The sequence below is a fragment of the Massilia antarctica genome (genome assembly GCF_015689335.1).
Lineage (GTDB): Bacteria > Pseudomonadota > Gammaproteobacteria > Burkholderiales > Burkholderiaceae_D > Telluria_A > Telluria_A antarctica.
This window is the reverse complement of the sequence record NZ_CP065053.1, coordinates 2,944,902-2,967,839: the sequence shown is the minus strand read 5'-3', so window position 1 is coordinate 2,967,839 and position 22,938 is coordinate 2,944,902. Positions and strand designations below refer to the sequence as shown.

At 65.8% G+C, this 22,938-nt stretch carries 20 protein-coding genes and 1 riboswitch; of the genes, 2 read left to right on the top strand and 18 right to left on the bottom strand.

The features are described from left to right. Positions 1 to 22 precede the first annotated feature (22 nt). The 18 genes from IV454_RS13405 to thiC all read right to left on the bottom strand — a co-directional run bounded on the left by IV454_RS13405 (position 23) and on the right by thiC (position 19,730). On the bottom strand, positions 23 to 2,335 hold the full coding sequence (locus tag IV454_RS13405; RefSeq protein ID WP_054266356.1) for a UvrD-helicase domain-containing protein: 2,313 nt from the start codon (positions 2,333 to 2,335) through the stop codon (positions 23 to 25). Positions 2,336 to 2,397: 62 nt separating this feature from the next. After that, on the bottom strand, positions 2,398 to 3,633 hold the full coding sequence (locus tag IV454_RS13400; protein ID WP_206091843.1) for a M56 family metallopeptidase: 1,236 nt from the start codon (positions 3,631 to 3,633) through the stop codon (positions 2,398 to 2,400). After that, positions 3,623 to 4,009, bottom strand: a complete 387-nt coding sequence (locus tag IV454_RS13395) for a BlaI/MecI/CopY family transcriptional regulator (protein ID WP_082692393.1) — start codon at positions 4,007 to 4,009, stop codon at positions 3,623 to 3,625. The genes IV454_RS13400 and IV454_RS13395 overlap by 11 nt, the downstream gene beginning before the upstream one ends. A gap of 95 nt (positions 4,010 to 4,104) precedes the next feature. Next, positions 4,105 to 4,536, bottom strand: coding sequence for a hypothetical protein (locus IV454_RS13390; RefSeq protein WP_206091842.1), 432 nt, complete (start codon positions 4,534 to 4,536; stop codon positions 4,105 to 4,107). Between the two features lie 292 nt (positions 4,537 to 4,828). Beyond that, a complete protein-coding gene (locus tag IV454_RS13385; protein ID WP_206091841.1) occupies positions 4,829 to 5,368 on the bottom strand; it encodes a hypothetical protein in 540 nt (179 codons plus the stop codon). Positions 5,369 to 5,686: 318 nt separating this feature from the next. Further along, positions 5,687 to 7,633 (bottom strand): M56 family metallopeptidase, encoded by a 1,947-nt coding sequence (locus IV454_RS13380; protein ID WP_206091840.1) that lies wholly within the window; start codon positions 7,631 to 7,633, stop codon positions 5,687 to 5,689. Positions 7,634 to 7,899: 266 nt separating this feature from the next. Next, positions 7,900 to 10,578, bottom strand: a complete 2,679-nt coding sequence (locus IV454_RS13375; protein ID WP_206091839.1) for a class III lanthionine synthetase LanKC N-terminal domain-containing protein — start codon at positions 10,576 to 10,578, stop codon at positions 7,900 to 7,902. Positions 10,579 to 10,586: 8 nt separating this feature from the next. Next, on the bottom strand, positions 10,587 to 11,339 hold the full coding sequence (locus IV454_RS13370; RefSeq protein WP_206091838.1) for a hypothetical protein: 753 nt from the start codon (positions 11,337 to 11,339) through the stop codon (positions 10,587 to 10,589). 94 nt (positions 11,340 to 11,433) lie between these two features. Continuing rightward, positions 11,434 to 11,793 carry a hypothetical protein gene (locus IV454_RS13365; RefSeq protein WP_206091837.1) on the bottom strand — a complete coding sequence of 120 codons (360 nt, stop codon included), beginning with the start codon at positions 11,791 to 11,793 and terminating at the stop codon, positions 11,434 to 11,436. A gap of 380 nt (positions 11,794 to 12,173) precedes the next feature. Continuing rightward, a complete protein-coding gene (locus IV454_RS13360; RefSeq protein WP_206091836.1) occupies positions 12,174 to 13,280 on the bottom strand; it encodes an S-(hydroxymethyl)glutathione dehydrogenase/class III alcohol dehydrogenase in 1,107 nt (368 codons plus the stop codon). Between the two features lie 90 nt (positions 13,281 to 13,370). Then, a complete protein-coding gene (locus IV454_RS13355; protein WP_206091835.1) occupies positions 13,371 to 13,781 on the bottom strand; it encodes a response regulator in 411 nt (136 codons plus the stop codon). A 2-nt stretch (positions 13,782 to 13,783) separates the two neighbouring features. Beyond that, positions 13,784 to 14,371 carry a DNA-binding transcriptional response regulator gene (locus IV454_RS13350; RefSeq protein WP_206091834.1) on the bottom strand — a complete coding sequence of 196 codons (588 nt, stop codon included), beginning with the start codon at positions 14,369 to 14,371 and terminating at the stop codon, positions 13,784 to 13,786. Positions 14,372 to 14,682: 311 nt separating this feature from the next. Beyond that, the gene (locus IV454_RS13345; RefSeq protein ID WP_206091833.1) at positions 14,683 to 15,318 is read right to left on the bottom strand and encodes an ANTAR domain-containing response regulator; all 636 of its coding nucleotides are present in this window, start codon (positions 15,316 to 15,318) and stop codon (positions 14,683 to 14,685) included. A 36-nt stretch (positions 15,319 to 15,354) separates the two neighbouring features. Beyond that, on the bottom strand, positions 15,355 to 16,002 hold the full coding sequence (gene thiE / locus IV454_RS13340; protein WP_206091832.1) for a thiamine phosphate synthase: 648 nt from the start codon (positions 16,000 to 16,002) through the stop codon (positions 15,355 to 15,357). 20 nt (positions 16,003 to 16,022) lie between these two features. Further along, on the bottom strand, positions 16,023 to 16,763 hold the full coding sequence (thiD, locus tag IV454_RS13335) for a bifunctional hydroxymethylpyrimidine kinase/phosphomethylpyrimidine kinase (RefSeq protein ID WP_206091831.1): 741 nt from the start codon (positions 16,761 to 16,763) through the stop codon (positions 16,023 to 16,025). 17 nt (positions 16,764 to 16,780) lie between these two features. Next, the gene (locus IV454_RS13330) at positions 16,781 to 17,578 is read right to left on the bottom strand and encodes a thiazole synthase (protein ID WP_054266342.1); all 798 of its coding nucleotides are present in this window, start codon (positions 17,576 to 17,578) and stop codon (positions 16,781 to 16,783) included. Between the two features lie 17 nt (positions 17,579 to 17,595). Further along, positions 17,596 to 17,802: a sulfur carrier protein ThiS gene (gene thiS / locus IV454_RS13325; protein WP_054268117.1), complete on the bottom strand. Its 207-nt coding sequence runs from the start codon at positions 17,800 to 17,802 to the stop codon at positions 17,596 to 17,598. A 2-nt stretch (positions 17,803 to 17,804) separates the two neighbouring features. Then, positions 17,805 to 19,730, bottom strand: coding sequence for a phosphomethylpyrimidine synthase ThiC (gene thiC / locus IV454_RS13320; RefSeq protein ID WP_206091830.1), 1,926 nt, complete (start codon positions 19,728 to 19,730; stop codon positions 17,805 to 17,807). A 70-nt stretch (positions 19,731 to 19,800) separates the two neighbouring features. Then, a riboswitch (TPP riboswitch) is annotated at positions 19,801 to 19,906 on the bottom strand. A 235-nt stretch (positions 19,907 to 20,141) separates the two neighbouring features. Between thiC and IV454_RS33325 the strand changes: the two genes are divergently transcribed. Further along, a complete protein-coding gene (locus IV454_RS33325; RefSeq protein WP_206091829.1) occupies positions 20,142 to 21,707 on the top strand; it encodes a S8 family serine peptidase in 1,566 nt (521 codons plus the stop codon). 84 nt (positions 21,708 to 21,791) lie between these two features. Beyond that, positions 21,792 to 22,934, top strand: a complete 1,143-nt coding sequence (locus tag IV454_RS13310; protein ID WP_229522224.1) for an MGDG synthase family glycosyltransferase — start codon at positions 21,792 to 21,794, stop codon at positions 22,932 to 22,934. Positions 22,935 to 22,938 lie beyond the last annotated feature (4 nt).

Genomic DNA, 22,938 nt, shown 5'->3' with positions numbered 1-22,938 from the left:
CGCTAGCCCGCCCGCCATCAATTTATCGCGCCACTCTTTCGAGCTTGGCGACCGACAGGTCGAGCACTTTCATGCCGGCCTTGCCGAAATTGATCTGGGCGCGCGCATTGCTGCCGCCGCCTTCGATATTGACAATCACCCCTTCGCCGAACTTGGCGTGTTCCACCGATTCGCCGATGCGCCATCCGGGCCCGCCGCTGGCCGCTTTCTGCGCGATCTGCTGGGCGATCTTGTTGTCCGAACCGCCGCTGCTGAACTTGGCGTCATCCCAGGCCGATTTTTTGTTCCCGAACCAGTGCGACTGCACGCGCGGCGAAATCCACTTGAGCGCGTCTTCCGGCAGCTCGTCGAAGAAGCGCGATTTCATGTTGTAGCGGGTCTGGCCGTGCAGCATGCGCGTTTGCGTGAAGCTCATGTACAGGCGCTTGCGCGCGCGCGTGATGGCCACGTACATCAGGCGCCGTTCTTCATCGACGCCATCCATCTCGCGCGAGCTGCTCTCGTGCGGGAACAAGCCTTCTTCCAGTCCGGTGATGAACACGGCGTCGAATTCGAGTCCCTTGGCCGAGTGCACCGTCATCAGTTGCAGCGCATCCTGCCCAGCCTGGGCCTGGGCGTCGCCCGCTTCGAGCGAGGCGTGCGACAGAAACGCCGACAGCGGCGACATGATGGTGTTGAGCGGGATGTCGGCGTCGATGATCTCGGTGCCGTCGCCATCGAGAATCAGCTCGCCCGCGCTGGCCTGCGCCTTCGGTCCCATGTAGGCCGGGGCGCCCTGGCCGAAGCCTTCTTCCTGGACGAACTGGGTGGCCGCATTGACCATCTGTTCCAGGTTCTCGATGCGGTCGGCGCCTTCTTTTTCGTTCTGGTAGTGCTGCAGCAGGCCGCTCGCTTCGAGCACCAGGCGCACCGTTTCGGGCAGCGCCAGTTGCTGTGTCTCGAAGCGGGCCCCTTCGACCAGTTTCACGAAGCTGTTCAGCGAGGAACCGGACTTGCCCGCCACGTAAGGCACCGCCGCGTACAGCGAAATGCCGTACTGCTCGGCGGCCGCCTGCAGCGCTTCGATCGAACGCATGCCGATGCCGCGCGTGGGGAAATTCACCACGCGCAAAAACGCCGAATCGTTATGCGGATTGTCCATCAGCTGCAGGTAGGCGATGGCGTGCTTGACCTCGGCGCGCTGGAAGTAGCGCTGGCCGCCGTAGACGGTGTACGGCAGGCCGGCCGCGAACAGGGCATGCTCGATCACGCGCGATTGCGCATTGGAGCGGTACAGGATCGCGATCTCGCGGCGCAGCGCACCTTCAGCCATCAGGCTCTTGGCTTCTTCGATGATCCACTGCGCCTCTTCCAGGTCGGACGAGGCTTCGTAGATGCGCACCGGCTCGCCGTGGCCGGCATCGGTGCGCAGGTTCTTGCCCAGGCGCTTGCTGTTGTTGGCGATCAGGTGGTTGGCGCTGTCGAGGATGTGGCCGTGAGAGCGGTAGTTCTGCTCCAGCTTGATCAGGTTCTCGACCCGGAATTCGCGCTCGAAGGCGCTCATATTGCCGACATTGGCGCCGCGGAAGGCGTAAATGCTCTGGTCGTCGTCGCCCACGGCGAACAGGGCGCCGGCCACCTGCTGGCCATGCCCCGCCAGCAGCTTGAGCAAGTTGTATTGCAAGTCATTGGTATCCTGGAACTCGTCGACCAGGATATGCTTGAAGCGGGCCTGGTAATGCTCGCGCAGCGGCTGGTTGCGTTCTAGCAGTTCGTAGGCGCGCAGCAGCAATTCGGCGAAGTCGACCACGCCTTCGCGCTGGCACTGGTTGTCGTACAGTTCGTACAACTCGACCATCTTGCGTTCGATCGGGTCGTGCGCCTCGACCCGGTTGGCGCGCAAGCCCTGGTCCTTGGCGTTGTTGATGAAATACATCAGATTCTTGGGCGGATACTTCTCGTCATCGATATTGTTCGCTTTCAGCAAACGCTTGATCATCGACAGCTGATCCTGGGAATCGAGAATCTGGAAGGTTTGCGGCAGCGCGCAATCGCGGTAATGGGTGCGCAGGAAGCGGTTGCACAGGCCGTGGAAGGTGCCGATCCACATGCCGCGCGTGCTTACCGGCAGCATGGCCGACAGGCGGGTCAGCATTTCCTTCGCCGCCTTGTTGGTAAACGTCACCGCCATGATCCCGGACGGCGACACCTGGCCGGTCTGGATCAGCCAGGCGATGCGGGTCGTCAGCACGCGCGTTTTGCCGGAGCCGGCGCCCGCCAGGATCAGGGCGCTCTGCGCTGGCAGGGTGACGGCGGCGAGTTGTTCGGGATTGAGGTTATGGAGGAGATTTTGCATCCCGTGATTATACCGGCGCGACGCCGCCGGGCGGCGGCGTGTTCGCTGGCGAACGGCCCTGGTCAGGCGCCGGGTACGCTCTCCCCCTCGCGCGTGACAGTCAACTCGACTGCCATGCCACCCTGGCCGTCGGCGCCGGCAATCTTCATCGCGCCGCTCGCGCCCAGGCGCATCAGGATGCCCGGTTCGCTCACCAGCTTGCCGTTCCGGCTGATTTTGCTGCGGATGGACACCTGGTCGCTGCCGACCGCGGTAATCGAGAAAGCGCCATCCCAACTGCTGTCGACTTCACCCGAGCGTGCCGACGAGCGCACCGAAAAGTCCCCCGGCGTGCGGATGCGCATCTCCTTCGGCGCAGGGTCGCCATCCATGCGCAAGGTCATGGCTACCGCGTAATCGGGCGTGGTCTGGGCGCGTGCGGCCAGGGCGCCGAAGGCGGTGACGGCGGCCAGCGCGGTCACCAGCAGGCGGCCAGCCAGGCGGCGCGAAGGGGTGGATGAGGTTTGTTGCAGATGCATGATGCGCTCCTTGAGTGGGTGGCAGGATTGCCAGTGGCAGACGGACGGCGTGAGGCTCACACCGGCCTGGGTTTTCAGCATGGCGCCGGCATAGGTGCGGCGCTGGGATGGATGGCGCCGCATCACGACCGAATCGCAGGCCAGTTCCTGGTCGAAGCGAAAACGCGACGCGGCCAGGTGCACGAGGGGGTTGAACCAGAAGGCGCATTGGATCAGCGCCAGCAAGATGTTCGCAACGGCGTCGGCGCGCTGCGCATGGACCTGCTCGTGGGCGATGATCAGGGCTTGCTCGGCGGCGCTGTAGCGCTGGTCGAAATCGCGCGGCACCACAATCCGTTGGCGCCACAAGCCGAGCAAGGCCGGGCCGGCGCCGGCATGGGCGGCGTAGGCGACGCCGCCGCGCACGCTCAGCGCTCCCAGGCTGCGCACGAAGACGTGGTGGCTCAGGCAGAACAGGGCCAGGGTGGCCAGCGCGCCGCAGGCCCAGACCGGCAGCAGCCAGCCGGTCGAACCCTGAGCGGCGGCGCTGGTGGCCGCCAGCGCGCCGGCCGGCCCGAATGCCTGCAACACAGGGCGCAGCACCAGCGTCTTGACCGGGGCGGCAAACAGCGGCTGCAAGGCGGCGGCGACCATGGCCAGCGGGACGATCAGCCAGGCCTGGTAAGCCAGGCCGGCATCGATGTGCTGGCGTAGCGGGCGGCGCGCCAGCAGCACGATGGCGATGGCCACGCTGCCCGAGACGGTCAGGCGCAGCAGCAGGTGGGGCAGGCTATTGATCATCGTCGAGCTCTCCGATCAGGCGTTTGAGATCGGCGATATCGGTCTTGCTCAGCTTACGGTGCTGGCCGAAATGGGCCACCAGCGGCGCGATGCGCCCGCCGAACAGGCGATCGAGCAGGCCGGTGCTTTCGCTGGTGAGCCAGTGCTCGCGCTTGAGCACCGCCGTGTACAGATAGCGGCGCCCCTCCTTCTGCGCGCTGACCGCGCCCTTGTTGAGCAGCCGGTTGAGCAGCGACTTGATCGTCGCTTCCTGCCACTGATGACCGCTCACGAGCGCGGCCACGATGTCGTCGGCCGGCATCGCGCAGTTGGCCCGCCACAGCACTTCCATGACCTTCGACTCGGCGTCGCTGATCGCGCCCATTGGTTGTTCCATGCGCCACTCTCCTTATTAATTACACGTGTAATCGATGGCGAATGATTACACGCGTAATCACAAAGGTCAAGCCCGTGTCGCGGGCTTCCTTACTTTTAATTCATTGCCGGTTTGCGGCGATAGACCGATACCAGCACGCTGGTGGGGTCAATGACGGACAGGGCGCCATCGTTGATGCAGTAGTCCAGCGGGGCGGGCAAGGCGTCGATGCTCAGGCTGACGCAGTTGGCCTTGTTCGGGGCGGTCTTGGCGGGCTTGGCAAGCTTGTACTGATAGGTCATCGGCTTGGCGGCGCTGTCGGCCAGCGACAAGGTGATCGTTTTGGCGTCGATCACCATCTGGCTGCCCTGGAAGCGGCGTTCGAGCTGCGCCACCTGTTCGGCCGGGGCGTTATTTTTCTTGGCCTGTTCGAGCATGGGAGCCATGTCGATCTCCCAGCTTCCCTTGATGTCGACCGAGGCGGCGTGCGAGTGGGCGGCGCACAGCACGGCAATCGCCGCAAAACCAACGCGTAGAGCTTTGTTCATGTTTTCCTTAACAGTGAGTCGATGGTGGTAACGCTCCCGGTGCGGGACCGGAGGCCTTGATTCTAAACCATTGCACAATCGACATGTAATTAAGTTAACAAGCGCAGCGGGTGTCACGATGCCGGCCATTGCAGCCGTCGTGCAAACCCTCACCGCCTGAACATGATTGCAGCTTATCAGCCAAGAGTGGGGCGTTGTGAACGATGTTTTGCCATAGCCGACGCCCCCGCCGCTCTGCGGCGAAGCGTCGCCACGTTCAGCAGTGCCCTGCTGATCCGACCGAGGGCGCGATCTAGACGATACTACGGTTATAGTCGACTTCCTCCGCAGTCGGCGTCCGGGGCAACAGCATCGGCCAAACCGTATCGGCAAAGGCCACATTGGCAATCTGCAGCCCGACATGCTCTCCTCCTTCTTTCGGCCCTTTGCCTTTGATGCGATACAGCAGATTGCCGTCCTTCGCGCGGACTGAGTGCTCGGCCGTTCCTTTAAACCTGTGCTCCGGCGTGGTAGCAAGCAACATGGAGCAGTCCGTTATATTCTCGACGCGCACGAAATTCGTCTTTTCATTTGCAACGCGTAGCCCAATCGTACTTCCTTCAGAGAATATCCCGTCAATCCGGGTCATGGGGAAACGGCCATTCGGCTGGGTCCGCAGTGCGTCAAAAAATTCCTCGGCCGAACCAAAGTTATGTACCGGCCCCAGGAAATATTCGCGGTCGTACCGGTGGCTTCCTCCCCAGTTTATATGCCCCTGATTTACATGATAACCTAGCCAACCACTACCACTGGTCGCTACACCGGCAAGCATCTTCCATACGCCTCTGGTCATTGAGTAGCCTCGTATCCCTGTATGTTCACGACCTATCGACTTGAGCAGCCCAGATAATCAGCCAGCCGCCCTGGCGCATTGCGCGCCAGAGCCGGCTGTGCCTCCGGTGTCCGCTTTTTCCTGAACCCATCGTAACGATCACCTTATCCTTCGACACGCATTATTAGGATAATCAAGGTGCTGAACGGTTGTCGTCGGCATGGTAAAACCTGCGTCAGGACCAGGTGGCATCGTGTTGAAGCACGCCTGCCGGGCACCGCAGTGCCGCGCCTGGCGAACTGGCGCAGTGCGGCCTGGCCCGGCGCGCTGCCAGCCGCCTCAGCCCGCGCGGTCCCCGGGCACGGGCCGCGCCAGGCCCCTGGCGACGGCGTCGCGCAGCACCTCGCGCATCACGCGCTGGGCCGCCTTGCCTTGCTGGTCCATTTCGCGGCCCAGTACATTCATGCGCTTGCCCAGCGCGTCCATCGGTTTGCCGGCTTCCTTCATCTGCTTGCCGATGGCGTCCATCGGAACGCGCGCCGTCTCGATCCTGCCGTGCTGGCGCTCCAGCTGCGCTTGCTGCTGGTCGAGCTGGCGTTCAATGTCGCCCAGCCTGGCGTTGAGCTGGTCGCGCTTGCCCGACAACTGCGCGCGGGTGGCGCCGCTTGTATCGTCGATCTGGCGTTCAAGCAGCACGATGTCGCGCTGCAAGCCACCCTGCTGCGCCGCCAGCTCCCCGATCAGGCCGGCAATGCGCTGCGTTTGGGCATCGTCGGGGCGATTCGCGTTGGCGGTGCGCTCCATGTCGCGGCCCAGCTGTTCGACCACTTTGGCGTGCTTGTCCATCTCCTTGCCGTAGACATCCATCTGCTCGCCGAGGCGCTTGAGCGGCGCATAGGCTTCGTTCACTCTGGCGATCAGCGCCGGGTCCTGCACCACGTACGCCTTGCCGTCCTGGCGGAACCACAGGAAATCGCCCTTGACCTTGTGCTTGGCGGCGTCGATGTCGTCGAAATCGTGGCTGTCGCCACTGAGCATGCCCTTGCGTTCCGCTCCCTGCACCAGCGCGTACGACATCTCGCCGGCGCCTTTGGTGATGCTCACCGGAGGACGCGGCGGCAGCGGTGGCATCGCTGGCAGCGGTGGCATCGGTGCTGCCGACGTTGCCATCGGTGCGGCGGGAGCGGCGGGAGCGGCCGGAACCGCCTTCGCAGCGGGGGCGGCGGGCGGCGCCGGGGGGACCGCCGGCGCATGATCGGCGCGCGCGGCATGGGCCAGCGGTACAGGCGCGGTCTGCGCATTGGCGTAGAAGGCGGCGCAGGCGGCCGACAGGCCGAGAATCGGCAGCGCCATCTTCCAGTTAAGCGGTTCGGTATCCGGGCGGACCAGGCGTTTGATGCGGGACATAAGATTTCCTCCGTGAGCCCCATGGGCGAGTTGAGGTGTGGAGAACTGGAACCGGTCCAGTTCGGATAATGCAAGCGCCAGACGCCGCGGTTCGCCGAGCATGCTTGCAGCTAAATCATCTGCGATCTGTTCGCGTTCGATCCGCACCCGGTGCGACAACCACCACACCGCCGGGTGATAGAACAGGACGATTTCGATCGCGCTTTGAATCAGGTTGACCAGGTAATCGCAGCGCCGGATATGCGCCATTTCGTGCGCCAGCAGCGCTTCGAGCAGCTCGGGCGGCATGCCGGTCAGGAGCGCGGCCGGCACCAGGATCACCGGGCGCCACCAGCCGGCCGTGACCGGGCCGGGAAGGTCGTCCACCAACCCCAGCGCGACCTGGCGCGCCACGCCGAAGCGCAGCGCCAGCCGATCCACCCGCGCCTGCCAGGCGGCGTCGTGCGTGTACTGGCCGCGCTGGCTGCGCCGCCTCACCCAGGCCAGGCCGAGCAGCAGGCGCAGCGCCAGCAGGCCGGCGCCGCAGCTCCAGAAAAACATCAGCAGGGGCAGGCGCTGGCGCAGCACCGGCTCCCACGAGGCCACCTGCACCGCCAGGACAGGCGCGCCGCCGGGGAGCCGCGGCATGCCGCCGGCGGCCAGCGGCAGCATGGTGGTGAGCGCCTGCGCGTCGAGCACGCGCTGCACCGTCCCGGCCAGCGGCAAGGCGGCGCACAGCAGCAGCGCGGCGCAGCCGACGCCGTAGCGCAGCTGGGGACGCGCACCGCGCAACAATCCCAGCACGATGGCGGCGAGGCAGCCGATCAGCAAACCCTGCCAGACAAAATCGAGCAACGCCCAGCCCAGGCTGGGCACGATGACGGCGAGCATGTCGTTCATGGGGGGCTTCCTGCGTGCATGGTCTCTCCGTCATAGGGCCAACGTAGAATAAAATATCTAGATAATTTTGTCTAGAACTATTTTTCTACTTTAAGGGCAGCCGCGGGCGCGGCGTTCTGACCGTATTCTGGACGGGGGGCGGACCAGGCTCCAGCGGCGGGCGATGGGCGGTCGATTCGGGGGAACAGGCGGCCGAAAGGCGAGTCTGGCGCGCGCCGGATGGACGCAAGCCGGCGTCGATGCGCCAACGCCGGCTTGGGTGGTGGCTACGGCAGCAAGGGAAAACTCATCCCTTGGCCGCCGCTACTGAGGCGCGCCAGGAAGTGCGCGAGGCCGCCCATGCCGACCATCAGGTCGGCGGTCGGCGCCACCGGGTCTTCCGACAGCCAGATCAGGCTACCGTCGGCGCAGCGGTGCCCGAGGTGCAGGATGGTATCGGCCAGCGCGGCCGCCTTGTCGCGGTAGGCCGGATCGCCGAGCCCGTGCGCCCCTTCCAGCAAGATTTCGCCCAGGCCGCTCAGTCCATGGCAAATGGTGAGGTTGGGCGCGCGCAGGGCGGGGTCGATGGTGTCGAGCGCGCGGCGCGCAAACAGGGCCGCGGCCGGGTCGCCGGTGAGCCGGTAAGCGCGCAGGAAGGTCAGCGCAATGCCGGGCGCGCCGTGGCACCACCAGTTCCAGAGCGCGCCCTGGCGGTCGCTGTAGCGCCACTGGACGGCCTGCGCGCCGTCGACCGGTAGCGCATGCCGTTCGAGCCAGCGCAGACCGCGTTGGGCGGCCGCGCGGCTGGTGTCGTCGCCGCAGCGCTCGCCATGCTCGAGGAGGAAGAACACCATGCCCGCCACGCCGTGCGCAAAGCCGCTCAGGGTTTCGCCCGACATGCCGGGCACGCCCTCGGGCATGACCCAGGAGCCATCCGCCGCCTGGTGCTCGACCAGATAGCGCGCGCAGCGCTGCGCCATGGCCAGCGGGGTGTCCGTGCCCAAGCTGTGCGCGCACATGAGGGCGGCCATGCCCTGCCCCGCCGCGCCATGGGTGACGTCGGGCCAGGTGATGGGCGCCTCGAACACGCGCGCGATCGCCTCGTTGATCCGTTGCGTTGGCGCGACCAGTCCGGCCCGCACCGCCTCGGCGATGCCGACGGCCACGCCGGCGTCGCCGAAATGCAGGCCGGGCATGCCGCGGTCGGGCGTGATCGTGTCCGCCAGCAGCCAGGCCACGGCCTTGTCCACCGCGTTGGCTGCGCCGTCGACGGCGACGCCGGCCCGGGCAAGGCGCGCCAGCGCGTACACCACGCCGGCCACGCCGCGGTTGGCGCCGCGCCGTAGTTCGTACGAGGAGGCTTGCTCCTGGCCGCCCCCGGAATTGGACAAGCCGGCCGACAGCCACAGCCCCGATTGCGGGTCGCGGAAGGCATGGCGCAGCAGGCCGAGGCCCGCGCCCAGCGCGCAGGCGGCGAAGTCGTGCGGCTGGCGCGCCATGCCGCCATCGGGCGTGCCGGCGGCGCGCAGGCTGGCATCGTACGCGGCCAGCTGCTGCCCGATCGCGGCCAGCGCAGGCCGCGCCAGCGGATCGTCGTCAAGGCCGGCCAGCACCACGGCCAGCAATTCGTCGGGCACCGTCGCGGCCAGGTGGCGCACATTGCTCACGCGCGAATCGGCGCGCGCGAACAAGGTGCGGCGCGGATCGAGGCCGGTCAGCGCGAACAGGATCAGCGCCGCCGTCGCGTGGATATCCTGCGCGAACGTGGGCGCGGCGCCGGCTTCCTGTTCCGGCGCCATGAAGCCCGGCGTGCCCTTGCCGAACACCGGACCGCAGTCGCCCACATGCTGGGCGATCTCCAGGTCCAGCAGATACGTTTTGCCGTCGTCCCCGAGCCAGACATTCGACACGCTCAGGTCGCGGTGCACGAAGCCGGCGCAGTGCAGCGCTTGCACGGCGTCGACCAGCTGGCGCAAGGCGTCGAGCAGGCGCAGCTTGTCCTCGCGGCCGGCGGCGCTCCACGGTCCGCGTTTCAGGTTTGCCTGCACCACCGTTTCAAGATCGGCGCCGGGCAGGAAGGCCATCGGCAGATAGCCGTTGCCGTCGACCTCGAAGTACGGGTCGCACGCGGGCAGCGGCACCATGCCATCGAGCTGCGCGTGGATCGCGCCCTGGCGTTGCAGGCGCACCCGGATGTCGCGCCCGTGGATGTCGGACAGGCAGTGCTTGCGCCCTTCCTTGATCACGCGCCCGGCCACGCTGTCCTGCGAGCGCGCCAGAATGGCGAGGTACACATTGCCTTTGGCGTGATGCTTGATGACGTCGACCAGCACATAGCCGGGCCCGAACGTGGCCGGGCCGCCCGGTGGACGGGCATCGGCCGGCGCCGGCGCGGCCGGGATGGCGAACGGGCAGGCGGCAAACGATGGCGGCACGAAGGGCTGGGTGTAGGCGTCGGCGATCAATTCGCCGTCGGCGCCCCTGATGTACAGGTGGTGCTGGCCAAGCAGGTCGCGCTCGACGATGGTATTGAAGCCGCCGTAGCGCGCATACACCAGATTGCCGAGGGCCATGTCCGACGTGATCACGGGGCCGTTGAAGCCCTGCGTCGCCTGCACCAGCTGCGTGGCCAGCGCACCGGCATCACGATCGCTGGCGGGGTAGATGGTGCAGAATTTTCCGACCTGGGTGGCGCCCAGGTTGCCTTCGTTGAGCAGTCCCAGGATGGTGGCGTCCCTGGCGATCTTGAAGGGCACCTGGCGCGCCCGCAAGACGGGAACGATCGTGTCGAGCAGGGCGTGCGCTTCGGCCGGAACGCCGGACACGTGCAGCTTCCAGCCCTGCACGCGGTCGGTGCGGCCGACCTTGAGCCACACGCCGCTGATCTCGGGCGACAGGCCAAGATGGTGCAGGTGGTCCAGATAAGAAGTGGTGTCCGGCAGCGCGCTGTCAGTTGATGGATTCATGTGGTGACTCATTTCCGGACGAGGTAGGCGGCCCGCGCGCGTTCGTTGCGCCAGAGGTCCAGGCCGAGGTAGCGGGCGTCGATGTTGGTGGTGAAGCCGCAGCTGTCGCCGCAGGTGTTGCCGCAACTTGTGTCGGTGCAGGTGACGTCGCAAGTGGAACCGCCGCAGGTCACGCCGTCGCAGGTGTACGAGGTGCAGGAACAGGTGTATTGGGGGCCGCATGCGCCGAGGATCAGGTCTGCGCCCGCGAGTCCGGCGGCGGACCTGCCGCCAGCGCGTGGATTGAGCGCGCGCGGGGTGCCGCCGCCGATGTGATCGAGGTAAGGCAAGGTGCGCATGGCCGCATCCGGATCGGCGATGAAGGTATCGAACAGTTGCTCGTCATCGCGCAGGTCGCCGACCAGCCGGGCGAACGGGGTGCTGCCGGGGTTGAGGCCAGGCGGCACGCGCGCGGCCGCGCCGGCCTGGAGGTTGACGGTTTCGCCGCAGCCGGCACCGCGGGTATTCACGCGGCAGGTGGCGTAACAGGTGACGAAGCAGGTATCGCCGCTGCATTCGCCAAGGGCGGTAGCCCTGTCCTGCAGGGCGGCGGCATCGGTGATGAACGCTTGTGGATCGATGGCCGCGATCGCGCGCCGGCTTGACTCGTCGAGGTAGGCCAGCGATCCCAAGGCGGCGGCCGGATCGGCCAGGAAGGTATGAAACAGTTGCGCGTCGCCGCGCAAGTCGCCGACGAGTCGTGCGAGAGTCGTTCTGTCCACGGCGGGCTCCTTGATGAAATGGCGGGATGTTGAAAACAATGTGAGGCGCCGGACCGGCGTGACCCTCACATTGCTGCGCTCATGCGCGTGCGGATCAACGGCTCCAGGCGCTGGCCGGATTCATGACGGCGCTACCGAGATCGGTAAAGTTGGTGGTGTAGCCGCAGCTTCCGCCGCAGGTGTTGTCGCAGCTGCTGGAACAGGTATTGCCGCAACGTGCCAACTCGCTCCGGATGCCCGAGAAATAATTCACCCCGGTAGTGGTGGCGACGGCCGCCTCGGCGGTCAGGTTGGTGGTGTAGCCGCAACTGCCGCCACAGGTATTGTCGCAGCTGCTCGAACAGGTATTGCCGCAGCGCTGGAGCACGCCCAGCGCGCTGGCAATCAGGGCGGCCGGATCCTGGCCCACCAGCGCGCCTTTCGCGCGGCGGTCAAGGTCGGCGACCTGATCCATGATTTTTTCTGGGTTGAAAATCATCTGATGGAAAAACGCGGGATCGGATTTTGCCTTTTCGACCAGACTTTGGAATACTTTGGGATCCATTTGGAACCTCCACAAGAAGTAGCACGACGTGCAACATGGGGCGCACTTGCTGAATGGCGACGGATAAAACGGCGCCCCGGGGAAGTTCAATATAGTTCTGCCATCGGACTGAAGACATGATCGGCATCAGGCCGGGCCTTACGGCCGGCCAAGCAAGCGCGCGGCTTGCTGCCGGGAAGCACAAGTGTGGAGCGGGAAGCGGCGGGGATGGGAGCGGCGGCGGGCAGGCCCGGCGCCGGAGAAAAACCTGGTGCCGCCGCTTGCGCACAGGCGCAAGCGGCGGCCGGTGCTCAGTACAGCACGACCGAGCGGATCGACTCGCCGCTCTTCATCAGGTCGAAGCCTTCGTTGATGCGTTCGAGCGGCAGGCGGTGCGTGATCAGGTCATCGATATTGATCTTGCCTTCCATGTACCAGTCGACGATCTTGGGCACGTCGGTGCGACCGCGCGCGCCGCCGAACGCGGAGCCTTTCCATACGCGGCCGGTGACCAGCTGGAACGGACGGGTCGAAATTTCCTGCCCGGCCGCCGCCACGCCGATGATGATCGACTGGCCCCAGCCCTTGTGCGACGATTCGAGCGACTGGCGCATGGTGGTCACGTTACCGATGCACTCGAAGCTGTAATCGGAGCCGCCGTCGGTCAGGCCGATGATGGTGTCGACCACGTTTTCCACCTTGGATGGATTGATGAAGTGGGTCATGCCGAACTTGCGCGCCATCGCTTCGCGCGCGGGGTTCAGGTCGACGCCGATGATCTTGTCGGCGCCGACCATTTTCGCCGCCTGGATCACGTTCAGGCCGATGCCGCCCAGGCCGAACACCACCACATTGGCGCCCGCTTCCACCTTGGCGGTAAACAGCACCGCGCCCACGCCGGTGGTCACGCCGCAGCCGATGTAGCAGATCTTGTCGAACGGCGCGTCCGAACGCACCTTGGCCAGCGCGATCTCGGGCACCACGATGTAGTTGGAGAAGGTCGATGTGCCCATGTAGTGGAAAATCGGCTTGCCGTCGATCGAGAAGCGGCTGGTCGCATCGGGCATCAGGCCGCGTCCCTGGGTGGAGCGGATCGACTGGCACAGATTGGTTTTTTGCGACAGGCAGAATTTGCACTGGCGGCATTCGGGAGTGTACAGCGGGATGACGTGATCGTCCTTGCTCAGGCTTTTCACGCCGGGGCCCACGTCGACCACCACGCCGGCGCCTTCGTGCCCGAGGATGGCGGGGAAAATCCCCTCCGGATCGGCGCCCGACAAGGTGTAGTAGTCGGTGTGGCAGATGCCGGTGGCCTTGATTTCAACCAGTACCTCGCCCTCGCGCGGTCCCGCCAGGTCGACTTCTTCAATCGTGAGCGGCTGGCCCGCCTTCCATGCAATCGCTGCCTTGGTTTTCATGTTGTTCCTGTCCCTCAGATGATCGGATCGCGCCGCGCGGGCGCACTTGCGCCATCATATCAAGCCAGGACCAAGCGTGCACCTTCCGCGTCAGTGCGCGGCGAGCGCGTGCTGCTCCCACAGCGAGTGCAGCTGGCCGGTCAGGCGCAGCGGCATCAAGGGCTTGGGAATGACCCCGATCGCCCCCGCCTCGGCATAGCGCACGATGTCCGCTTCCGAGGTCAGCCCGGTCACGAACAGCGCCGGCGTGTCGGCCAGGTGCGGTATGCGGCGCAGCATGGCCAGGGTCGCCAGGCCATCGAGTTCGGGCATCATCACGTCCAGCAAAATCAGGTCGGGCTTGAAATCCATGGCCGCGAGCAGCGCTTCGCGCCCGGAGCCGCAGTCGCGCACCTCGAATTTGCCGATCACTTCCAGCACCAATTTGGCCGTGGTACGCACGTGCAGGTCGTCTTCGACGTACAGGATGGTTTTCAGGCCGTGGTCGATGGTGGTGCCCATCCCTAGTCCCCCGCCGCCGCGCCGGGCGCGATCCCGAGCATGGCCGAAATGGTGCTCCACAGCTGGCGCGGCGAGGTCCATGGCTTGGGCAAAAAGGCGCGCACCGGGTCGCGCGCGTCGGGCAGGCGCGCCGAGTACACCAGCACGGGGGTGGTCAGCAATTCCGGCATCAGGGCACGGCCGTCGCCGTCGGACAGGCCGGGATCGAGCACCACCAGCGAATACAGTTCCGTGCCGAGCAGGCGGCGCGCCGCGGCGATCGTCGTCACGTGGGTCACGCACGCTTCCGGCTGCAGCAGGGTGGCCAGCACCAGAGCGGTTTTTTCATCGCTGTCGATGTGCAGCACGCGCGGCACGTCGACCGCGCGGCCCCCGGTGTCGGCAGGACCGGCATGCTTGCCGGCGCCGAGCACCAGCGCCGCGTCCATCAACGACGCGCCCAGGCGCGGCGCGTCGGGGTCCACGCTGATCAAGGGGGAACCGACGTCCCAGCGCCGCGGGGTGTGCGCAAACAGGACGCGGCGCTCTTTGGCGACCACTTGCGGGCCATGCTCGGAAATGCAGAGTTTGTAGTTAGCGGTCGCTTTCATGACGACCTCCTTTCTGAACCGGTTCGATCGACTTCCTGAATCGCTCGGCGCAACAACGCACAGGCAATTGCGCAAGCGTGACGACATCAGGGGAACAATCGGCGGAGCTGGGCCGAAAACAACTATCGGCCGCGGGGGAAAGGCGGCGCTGAGCAGGGCGGACACGAGCGGGTCAGGGCTCGGTCATGCGAGAAACCATGTGAAGAGTTGCAACTCACAACACCCAGTGTAGCAAAATTTTTCCACACGGGAATACTGTGCAAGATTTTTATTTCGAAAGCGTCCGCTGCGCGCAACGCCTTCGCGGCCAATTACTTCGATTTGAAACGACTGGCAAAGCCGGCATGCAAACTATTCAAGGTTTCTTCGGCCGCCAGCAACTGGTCGGCCACTTCGTTGATCTTGCGCCGGCTCGAGCGAGCGTGGTCGCGCAGCACTTCGAAGGCGGTGTTGCGGTCGGTCTGGAATTTGCCCATCAACAGGCCGACGGCCAGGCTGGTTTCGCGCCCGGCGGCCAGGGCGGCGTTCAGGTTCAGTTCCGTGCGGCGCAGCTGGCGAATTTCGTCGGCGCGCGCCAGGCCCGCCTCGAAGGCCGGCATCAGGCGCTCGGCGTCGACCGGCTTGACCAGGTAGCCGAGCGCGCCGTAGGCGGCGGCCTGCTTGCTCGATTCGCTGTCGCCGATGGCCGACAGGAACATGAACGGCACCGTGGTGTGGGTCTTGAGCTGGTGCGCCAGTTCCAGCCCGCTCATGCCGGGCATGGTGATGTCGAGCAGCGCCATGTCCGGCTCGCCCGCGGCGATCTCCTGCAGCGCTTCTTCGCCGGACGACGCGGTCACGGTGTCGTAGCCGGCGTGGCCGATGACTTCATTGAGAAACTGCAGGAGCAGCGGGTCGTCGTCGACGATAAGGATGCGGCGTTTCGCGACAGGGGCGGAATTTGGCACGGAAGTCCTTTTACGCTATGAGGAAGTGTAAAAAGATTATACGGCCCCGGTTACGTTCGCGCTCGTTTTCCGCTGTGCGCCGAACAGGGCATCGAAGCGGCGCGCGGCGCACGTGGGGTCGGCGCTGGCATACACCGAGGTAATGGCCGCCACCATGTCGGCGCCGCGTTCGACCAGCGGCACCGCATTGTCCGGCGTCATGCCACCGATGACGACCAGCGGCAGTGCGATCTGGCGCCGCGCTTCGAGCAACAGGTCGGGCGCAGTGACGAAGCTGTAGCGCTTGACCGGCGAGGGATAGAAGCCGCCGAAGGCCGCATAGGTGGCACCATCGCGTTCGGCCGCGCGCGCCAGTTCCAGGTCGCCGTAGCAGGAGGCGCCGACGATCTTGCCCGGGCCCAGGGCGGCGCGCACCTGTGCGACGCTGATGTCCGTGCCGCCCACGTGCACGCCGTCCGCGCCCAGGGTCAGGCACAGGTCCAGATGGTCGTTGATGACCAGCGGACGGCCATAGCGGCGGCATAGCGCCAGCAAGGCCGCGCCCTGGCGCCGGCGCAGGTCCGCTCTGGCGTCCTTGTGGCGGTACTGGACCAGCGCCACGCCACCATCGAGGGCGGCGCGGGTGCAGTCGAGCAGGCGTTCGGTATCGTCCCAGTTGGGGGTGACCAGATAAAGTCCGCGCATGGGGAGTGTCGCTTTCGGTGTCATAGTAAGGAAGGTAAGCGCTGTGGAATGCGCTGCCCGGCGCCGATCGCGAACGATTGCGCCAGGCTTTGATGGGTATAGGACTGGCCGCGTTCGAGGGCGTCCGCCATCGATTCGCCCAGCGCCAGGCGGGCGGCAATCGCCGCCGCCAGGGTGCAGCCGCTGCCATGGAACTGGCCGGGCAGGCGCGGCCAGCGCCATTCCTGCTCGTGATTCCCGCTGCGCCAGCGGTTGACGACCTCCGGGCCGTCGCCATGGCCGCCGGTCACCAGCACATGCGGGCATCCTACCTGGCCCAGCGCTTGCGCTTCGCCCAGGTTGGGCACCACCAAGGTGGCCACGGCCAGCAGCGGCATGAGGGCCGCCAGGGCGTCGCCGCGCGCCAGCGCATCGCCATGGCCGCTGGCCAGCACCGGGTCGAGCACCACCGGCAGCGCGGGCATCCGCTGGCGCAGTTGCACGATCAGCGCGGCAATCGCCTCGGCATTGGCGCGGTTGCCGGGGATGCCGAGTTTGACGGCGCCGATATGGACGGTGTCGATCAGCGCCTGCGCCTGGCGGATCAGCAGGACGCTGTCGACCGGCACCACGTCGTGGACCCGATTATGGTCCTGCACCGTCAGCGCGGTGACCACCGGCAGCGGATGCGCGCCCTGGGCCGCGATCGCGGTCAGGTCGGCGGCGATGCCGGCGCCGCCCGACGGATCGAGTCCGGCGAACACCAGCACCGTCGGCAGCATGGATCCTCCCTGCCCTGTCATGCGACTTTGCCGGCCACCGGCGACGACGGCACGGCGGCGAAGCGCTTGGGCATGCGCCCAGCCAAAAAGGCTTCGCGCCCGGCCTGCACCGCCAGGCGCATGGCGCCGGCCATGCGCACCGGATCGCGCGCGCCGGCAATCGCGCTGTTCATCAACACGCCGTCGCAGCCCAGTTCCATGGCAATGGCCGCATCCGAGGCGGTGCCCACGCCGGCATCGACCAGCACCGGCACCCTGGCCTGCTCGATGATCAGCGACAGGTTCCAGGGATTGAGGATGCCCATGCCGGAGCCGATCAGGGAGGCCAGCGGCATCACCGCCACGCAGCCGATTTCCTCCAGCAGGCGCGCCTGGATCGGGTCGTCGCTGCAGTAGACCATGACATCGAAGCCATCCTTGACCAGCGCTTCGGCCGCGATCAGGGTTTCGGGCATGTGCGGGAACAGGGTCGTCTCGTCGCCCAGCACTTCGAGCTTGACCAGATTGCGTCCGCCCAGCAGCTCGCGCGCCATCTGCAAGGTGTACACCGCATCCTTCGCGTTGTAGCAGCCGGCCGTGTTGGGCAGGATGGTGTACTGGTCGGGCGGCAGCACGTCCAGCAGGCTGGGGGCGTTGCGGTCCTGGCCGATGTTTACGCGGCGGATCGCCACGGTGATGATTTCCGCCTGCGCGGCGTCGGTCGCCTCGCGCGTTTGCGCCAGGTCGCGGTACTTGCCGCTGCCGACCAGCAGGCGCGAACGGTAGGTCTTGCCCGCGATGGTGAGGACGTCGTGGTTGTTGTCGTTCATGTTCATTGTCGATTCCTTATATGTCAGCCGCCGCCGATGGCGCGCACGATCTCGATTTTGTCCAGCGCCAGCAGCGCGCGTTGCGGCCACTGCTGGCGCGGCACCACCTGGCGGTTGACCGCCAGCGCCATAGCCTGCCCCGGCGGCAGGTCAAGTTGCTCGACCAGGTCGAGCAAGGAGGCTCCCGGCGCCACGCGCCGTGCCTCGCCATTGACTTCGATCTCGATCACGGTCACACCTTTTTATAGAGCTCACCGCCCTGGCGCACGAATTCGATGGCCTTCACTTCCATCCCCTGGCGCAGCGCGCTTTGTTCGCTCACGTTCATGGTGGCGGCGTAGTCGCGCACTTCCTGGGTGATCTTCATCGAGCAGAAATGCGGTCCGCACATCGAGCAGAAATGCGCCACCTTGGCCGAATCCTTGGGCAGGGTCTCGTCGTGGAATTCGCGCGCCTTGTCCGGGTCCAGGCCCAGGTTGAACTGGTCGTCCCAGCGGAACTCGAAGCGTGCCTTGGACAGCGCGTTGTCGCGGATCTGCGCGCCCGGGTGGCCCTTGGCCAGGTCGGCCGCGTGCGCCGCGATCTTGTAGGTGATGATGCCGTCCTTGACGTCATCCTTGTTCGGCAAGCCCAGATGCTCCTTGGGCGTGACGTAGCACAGCATGGCGGTGCCGTACCAGCCGATCATGGCCGCGCCGATGCCGGAGGTGATGTGGTCGTAGCCGGGCGCGATGTCGGTGGTCAAGGGCCCCAGGGTGTAGAACGGCGCTTCGCCGCACTGGTCCAGCTGCAGGTCCATGTTCTCTTTAATGAGCTGCATCGGCACGTGGCCCGGGCCTTCGATCATGACCTGCACGTCGTGCTTCCAGGCGACCTGGGTCAGTTCGCCCAGGGTTTTCAGTTCGGCCAGCTGGGCTTCATCGTTGGCGTCGTAGATCGAGCCGGGACGCAGGCCGTCGCCGAGGCTGAACGAGACATCGTAGGCCTTCATGATGGCGCAGATATCTTCGAAATGCGTGTACAGGAACGATTCCTTGTGATGCGCGAGGCACCACTTGGCCATGATCGAGCCGCCGCGCGAGACGATGCCGGTCAGGCGCGAAGCCGTCATCGGCACGTAGCGCAGCAGCACGCCGGCGTGGATGGTGAAGTAGTCGACACCTTGCTCGGCCTGTTCGATCAGGGTATCGCGGAAGATTTCCCAGGTCAGGTCTTCGGCCTTGCCGTTGACTTTTTCCAGCGCCTGGTAAATCGGCACGGTGCCGATCGGGACCGGGCTGTTACGGATGATCCATTCGCGCGTTTCGTGAATGTGCTTGCCGGTCGACAGATCCATGACGTTGTCGGCACCCCAGCGGATCGCCCAGGTCATTTTTTCGACTTCCTCGCCGATCGACGAGGTCACGGCCGAATTGCCGATGTTGGCGTTGATCTTGACCAGGAAATTGCGGCCGATGATCATCGGCTCGACTTCCGGATGGTTGATGTTGGCCGGGATGATAGCGCGCCCACGGGCGATTTCCTCGCGCACGAATTCGGCGGTGATGGTGTCCGGGATGCTGGCGCCGAACGACTGGCCCGGATGCTGGCGCCCGAGCAGCTGCGCGCTGCGCTTGCCCATCGGGCCGGACGCCTCGAGCTCCTCCAGGTACTGCTGGCGGCGCAGGTTTTCGCGGATCGCCACGTATTCCATTTCAGGCGTGATGATGCCACGGCGCGCGTAGTGCATCTGCGTCACGTTGGCCCCAAGCACAGCGCGGCGTGGTCTGCGCTGCAATTGAAAGCGCAGCGCGGCCAGGGCCGGATCGTCCAGGCGCGCCTGGCCATAGGCCGAGCTGGGGCCGGCCAGTTCCTCGGTATCGCCGCGCTCGAGAATCCACGGCAGGCGCGGCGTGCCCAGGCCCGAGCGGATGTCGATCACCGCCTCCGGGTCGGTGTACGGGCCGGAGGTATCGTAGATATACACGGGCGGATTCGGTTCGGCGCCGAACGAGGCGGCGGTATCGGACTGGCTGACGGCGCGCATCGGCACGCGCAGGTCGGCGCGGCTGCCCTGGGTATAGACTTTACGGGAATTCGGGAGAGGCGCGATGGCGGCTTCGTCCACGGTGGCGGTGGCCGAATCGAATTTCAGGGGGGCTTTAAGCGGTGCGTTCATGTGGCTCCATTGCGTGCAGGAGCCAGCAAAGGAGTCGGAGCGGCCAGGATTGCGGCCGTGATGGCGCATCCATGGAACTCACTGGCTTCCCTTCGCTGGCATTATCCAGATCAGGTTCAGAGGGTGTTTCTCACCCGCGCATCGCGTTGCGACTTGCAGGACCCCTAGCGTGTGCCGCCTTGCGGCAGCGAGCGCAATTATACCTGTTGATATGCTCGACAAGATGGCTTTTTCGGCACATGACCAATGGCTGGCCGCCATGATGTCCATCAAATAACAATAGTGAGCGAAATCACAAATATATTGCCCAATTGCTCCAATCATTTCCCATTGCACTTGATTTATGGTCTGATAGGGAGGTCAGCCAAAACCCCTGCGGCATCCTTGAAACGTTCATTCCGAAGAACTGCCATGATTCCCACCAAGCCCGAAATTTCCCCCATCGCCAGCGCGGTCAAATTGCTGTTGGCCGGCGTTGCCATCGGCGCGGCCACGCACGCTTCCGCGGCGGCGGATACGAGCCGCGTGATCGTTGCGTTCAAGCCGGGCAAGGCGGCCATCGTGAGGGCGGCGGTAGCCGGCGCCCACGGCGCGGTCAAGCACGAAATTCACGGCATGGAGGCGATGGCGATCGAGGTGCCGACCCAGGCCCTGAACGGCTTGCAGCACAATCCGAACATCGAGTACGTCGAGGAAGACCTGGTGCGCAAGACCTTCGCCCTGACCTCGGCCTCGACCGGCACGCCTTATGCGAGCGGCCAGCTGGTCCCGTACGGTATCAAGCTGGTGCAGGCCGACCTGCTGTCCGATGCCAGCGCCGCCAACCGCAAGGTGTGCATCATCGACTCCGGCTACGACCGCGCCCATGAAGACCTGAGCGCCAACAGCGTCACCGGCGAATACGATGCCGGCACCGGCAACTGGTACACCGATGAAAACCATCACGGCACCCACGTGGCGGGCACCATCGCGGCCATCAACAACAGCGGCACCGGCGTGGTGGGCGTGAACCCCAACCGCCTGCTCAAACTGCACATCGTGAAGGTGTTCGGCGCGGCCGGCTGGGCCTATTCCTCGTCCCTGGCCACGGCCGCCAACAAGTGCGCCAGCGCCGGCGCCAATGTCATCAGCATGTCGCTCGGCGGCGGGCGCGCCAGCATCACCGAGCAGCGCGCCTTCGATGCGCTGGCCGCGAAGGGCATCCTGAGCATCGCCGCCGCCGGCAACGACGGCAACACGGCGATCTCCTACCCGGCCGGCTACGCCAGCGTGATGATGGTGGGCGCGCTCGACCAAAACAAGGCATGGGCCAGCTTCTCGCAGTACAACAGCAAGGTTGAAATCGCCGGCCCCGGCGTGGGCGTGCTGTCGACCGTGCCGATGAACAGCGGCTCGACGCCGGCGCTGACCGTGGGCGGCATCGTGTATGCGCCGGGCGCGATGGACGGCTCCCCGCGCAAGACGGCGACCGCGCCGCTGGCCGACTTCGGCCTGGGCGCCAAGGTCAACGCCGCCGTCTCGGGCAAGGTGTGCCTGATCGCGCGCGGCACCATCGATTTCGCCACCAAGGTGGCCAACTGCCAGAACAGCGGCGGCGTGGGCGCGGTGGTGTACAACAACGTCGCCGGCGGCTTTAGCGGCACGGTCGGCACGGCTACCCTGATTCCATCCGTGTCGGCATCAAGCACCGAGGGCGCACAGCTCAAGACCCAGCTGGGCCAGAGCGCCACGGTGGCGCTCAAGCCGGCCAGCTACGCCTACTTCGACGGCACCTCGATGGCGACCCCGCACGTGGCGGCGGTGGCGGCGCTGGTGTGGAGCTACTTCCCGACCTGCAGCGGCACCCAGATCCGCAGCTCGCTCGGCAAGAGCGCGCTTGACCTGGGCACGGTGGGAAGGGACGCCAGGTACGGTTTTGGTCTGGTGCAGGCCAAGGCTGCCTACGAGCGTGTCAAGTTGAAGGGTTGCGGGAATTGATCTGACGCTTGACCTTGCGGAGATGGTACGCTGATAGACTGTTGTTTATCCGGGGCCCTGGCGCCCCTACCATCTCAGGCAAGCATGACGAAAAAAATTCTGTTGTTAAGCGTTTCCGCCGGCGCCGGCCATATGCGCGCCGCCGAAGCGATCCGCGCCCACGCTTTGGCTACGCCGGGCGGCATCGAAGCGCCCCACCTGGACGTGATGGATTACGTGACGTCCGGCTTTCGCAAGATGTACACCGAGTTCTATCTGAAGCTGGTCAACAAAGCGCCGGCGCTGTGGGGCTACCTGTACCAGGCCAGCAACGATGCGCGTCCGGACAGCACCATGCAGCAGCTGCGGCGCGGCCTGGAACGCCTCAACACGCGCGCGCTGATGGCCGCCATCGAAGAAGCCCGGCCCGACGCCATCGTCTGCACCCACTTCCTGCCGGCCGAGATCCTGGCGCGCGCGATCCGCAAGCGTGGCTTCGCCACCCCGGTATGGGTGCAGGTGACCGACTTCGACCTGCACCGCATGTGGGTGCACGAGAACATGGCCGGCTACTTCGCCGGCAACGAGGAAGTCGCCTACCGCATGCGGCGCTGCGGCATTGCGCCGGAACGCATCCACGTCACCGGCATTCCCATCATGCCGGCCTTCGGCCAGGTGGCCGAGCGCGCCGCCTGCGCGCGCGAATTCGGGCTCGATCCGGACACCACCACCTTCTTGCTAATGGGCGGCGGCGCGGGCCTGGGCAGCCTGGAAACCGTGGCCGAACGCCTGCTGGGCCTCGACGGCAGCTTCCAGCTGATCGTTTTGGCAGGTAAGAACGCCAAGGCGCTGGCCGCGCTCAAGCTGCTCGAAGCGCGCTATCCGGGGCGCCTGCTGGCGCAGGGATTTACCAATCACGTCGAGCGCCTGATGGCCTGCGCCGACCTGGTGATCACCAAGCCGGGCGGGCTGACCAGCTCCGAATGCCTGGCCATGGGCTTGCCGATGATCGTCAATTCGCCGATTCCGGGGCAGGAGGAGCGCAACGCCGATTACCTGCTCGAACAGGGCGTCGCGCTCAAGGCGGTCGATGGCCCGACCCTGGAATACCGCATTGCCCACCTGCTGGCGCATCCGGACCAACTGGCCGCGATGAGCGCACGCGCACGTGCCCTGGGCCGCCCGCACGCCGCCGCCGATGTCCTCGACCTTGTGCTGGGCAAACCTGCCCGCGCTTCTTCCCATTGACCTT

Excerpts from the sequence above, each read along its gene's own strand:
- IV454_RS13405 (WP_054266356.1), bottom strand. The coding sequence starts at position 2,335 with ATGCAAAATCTCCTCCATAACCTCAATCCCGAACAACTCGCCGCCGTC.
- IV454_RS13400 (WP_206091843.1), bottom strand. The coding sequence starts at position 3,633 with ATGATCAATAGCCTGCCCCACCTGCTGCTGCGCCTGACCGTCTCGGGC.
- IV454_RS13395 (WP_082692393.1), bottom strand. The coding sequence starts at position 4,009 with ATGGAACAACCAATGGGCGCGATCAGCGACGCCGAGTCGAAGGTCATG.
- IV454_RS13390 (WP_206091842.1), bottom strand. The coding sequence starts at position 4,536 with ATGAACAAAGCTCTACGCGTTGGTTTTGCGGCGATTGCCGTGCTGTGC.
- IV454_RS13385 (WP_206091841.1), bottom strand. The coding sequence starts at position 5,368 with ATGACCAGAGGCGTATGGAAGATGCTTGCCGGTGTAGCGACCAGTGGT.
- IV454_RS13380 (WP_206091840.1), bottom strand. The coding sequence starts at position 7,633 with ATGAACGACATGCTCGCCGTCATCGTGCCCAGCCTGGGCTGGGCGTTG.
- IV454_RS13375 (WP_206091839.1), bottom strand. The coding sequence starts at position 10,578 with ATGAATCCATCAACTGACAGCGCGCTGCCGGACACCACTTCTTATCTG.
- IV454_RS13365 (WP_206091837.1), bottom strand. The coding sequence starts at position 11,793 with ATGGATCAGGTCGCCGACCTTGACCGCCGCGCGAAAGGCGCGCTGGTG.
- IV454_RS13360 (WP_206091836.1), bottom strand. The coding sequence starts at position 13,280 with ATGAAAACCAAGGCAGCGATTGCATGGAAGGCGGGCCAGCCGCTCACG.
- IV454_RS13355 (WP_206091835.1), bottom strand. The coding sequence starts at position 13,781 with ATGGGCACCACCATCGACCACGGCCTGAAAACCATCCTGTACGTCGAA.
- IV454_RS13350 (WP_206091834.1), bottom strand. The coding sequence starts at position 14,371 with ATGAAAGCGACCGCTAACTACAAACTCTGCATTTCCGAGCATGGCCCG.
- thiE (WP_206091832.1), bottom strand. The coding sequence starts at position 16,002 with ATGCGCGGACTTTATCTGGTCACCCCCAACTGGGACGATACCGAACGC.
- thiD (WP_206091831.1), bottom strand. The coding sequence starts at position 16,763 with ATGCTGCCGACGGTGCTGGTGTTCGCCGGACTCGATCCGTCGGGCGGC.
- IV454_RS13330 (WP_054266342.1), bottom strand. The coding sequence starts at position 17,578 with ATGAACATGAACGACAACAACCACGACGTCCTCACCATCGCGGGCAAG.
- thiC (WP_206091830.1), bottom strand. The coding sequence starts at position 19,730 with ATGAACGCACCGCTTAAAGCCCCCCTGAAATTCGATTCGGCCACCGCC.
- IV454_RS33325 (WP_206091829.1), top strand. The coding sequence starts at position 20,142 with ATGATTCCCACCAAGCCCGAAATTTCCCCCATCGCCAGCGCGGTCAAA.
- IV454_RS13310 (WP_229522224.1), top strand. The coding sequence starts at position 21,792 with ATGACGAAAAAAATTCTGTTGTTAAGCGTTTCCGCCGGCGCCGGCCAT.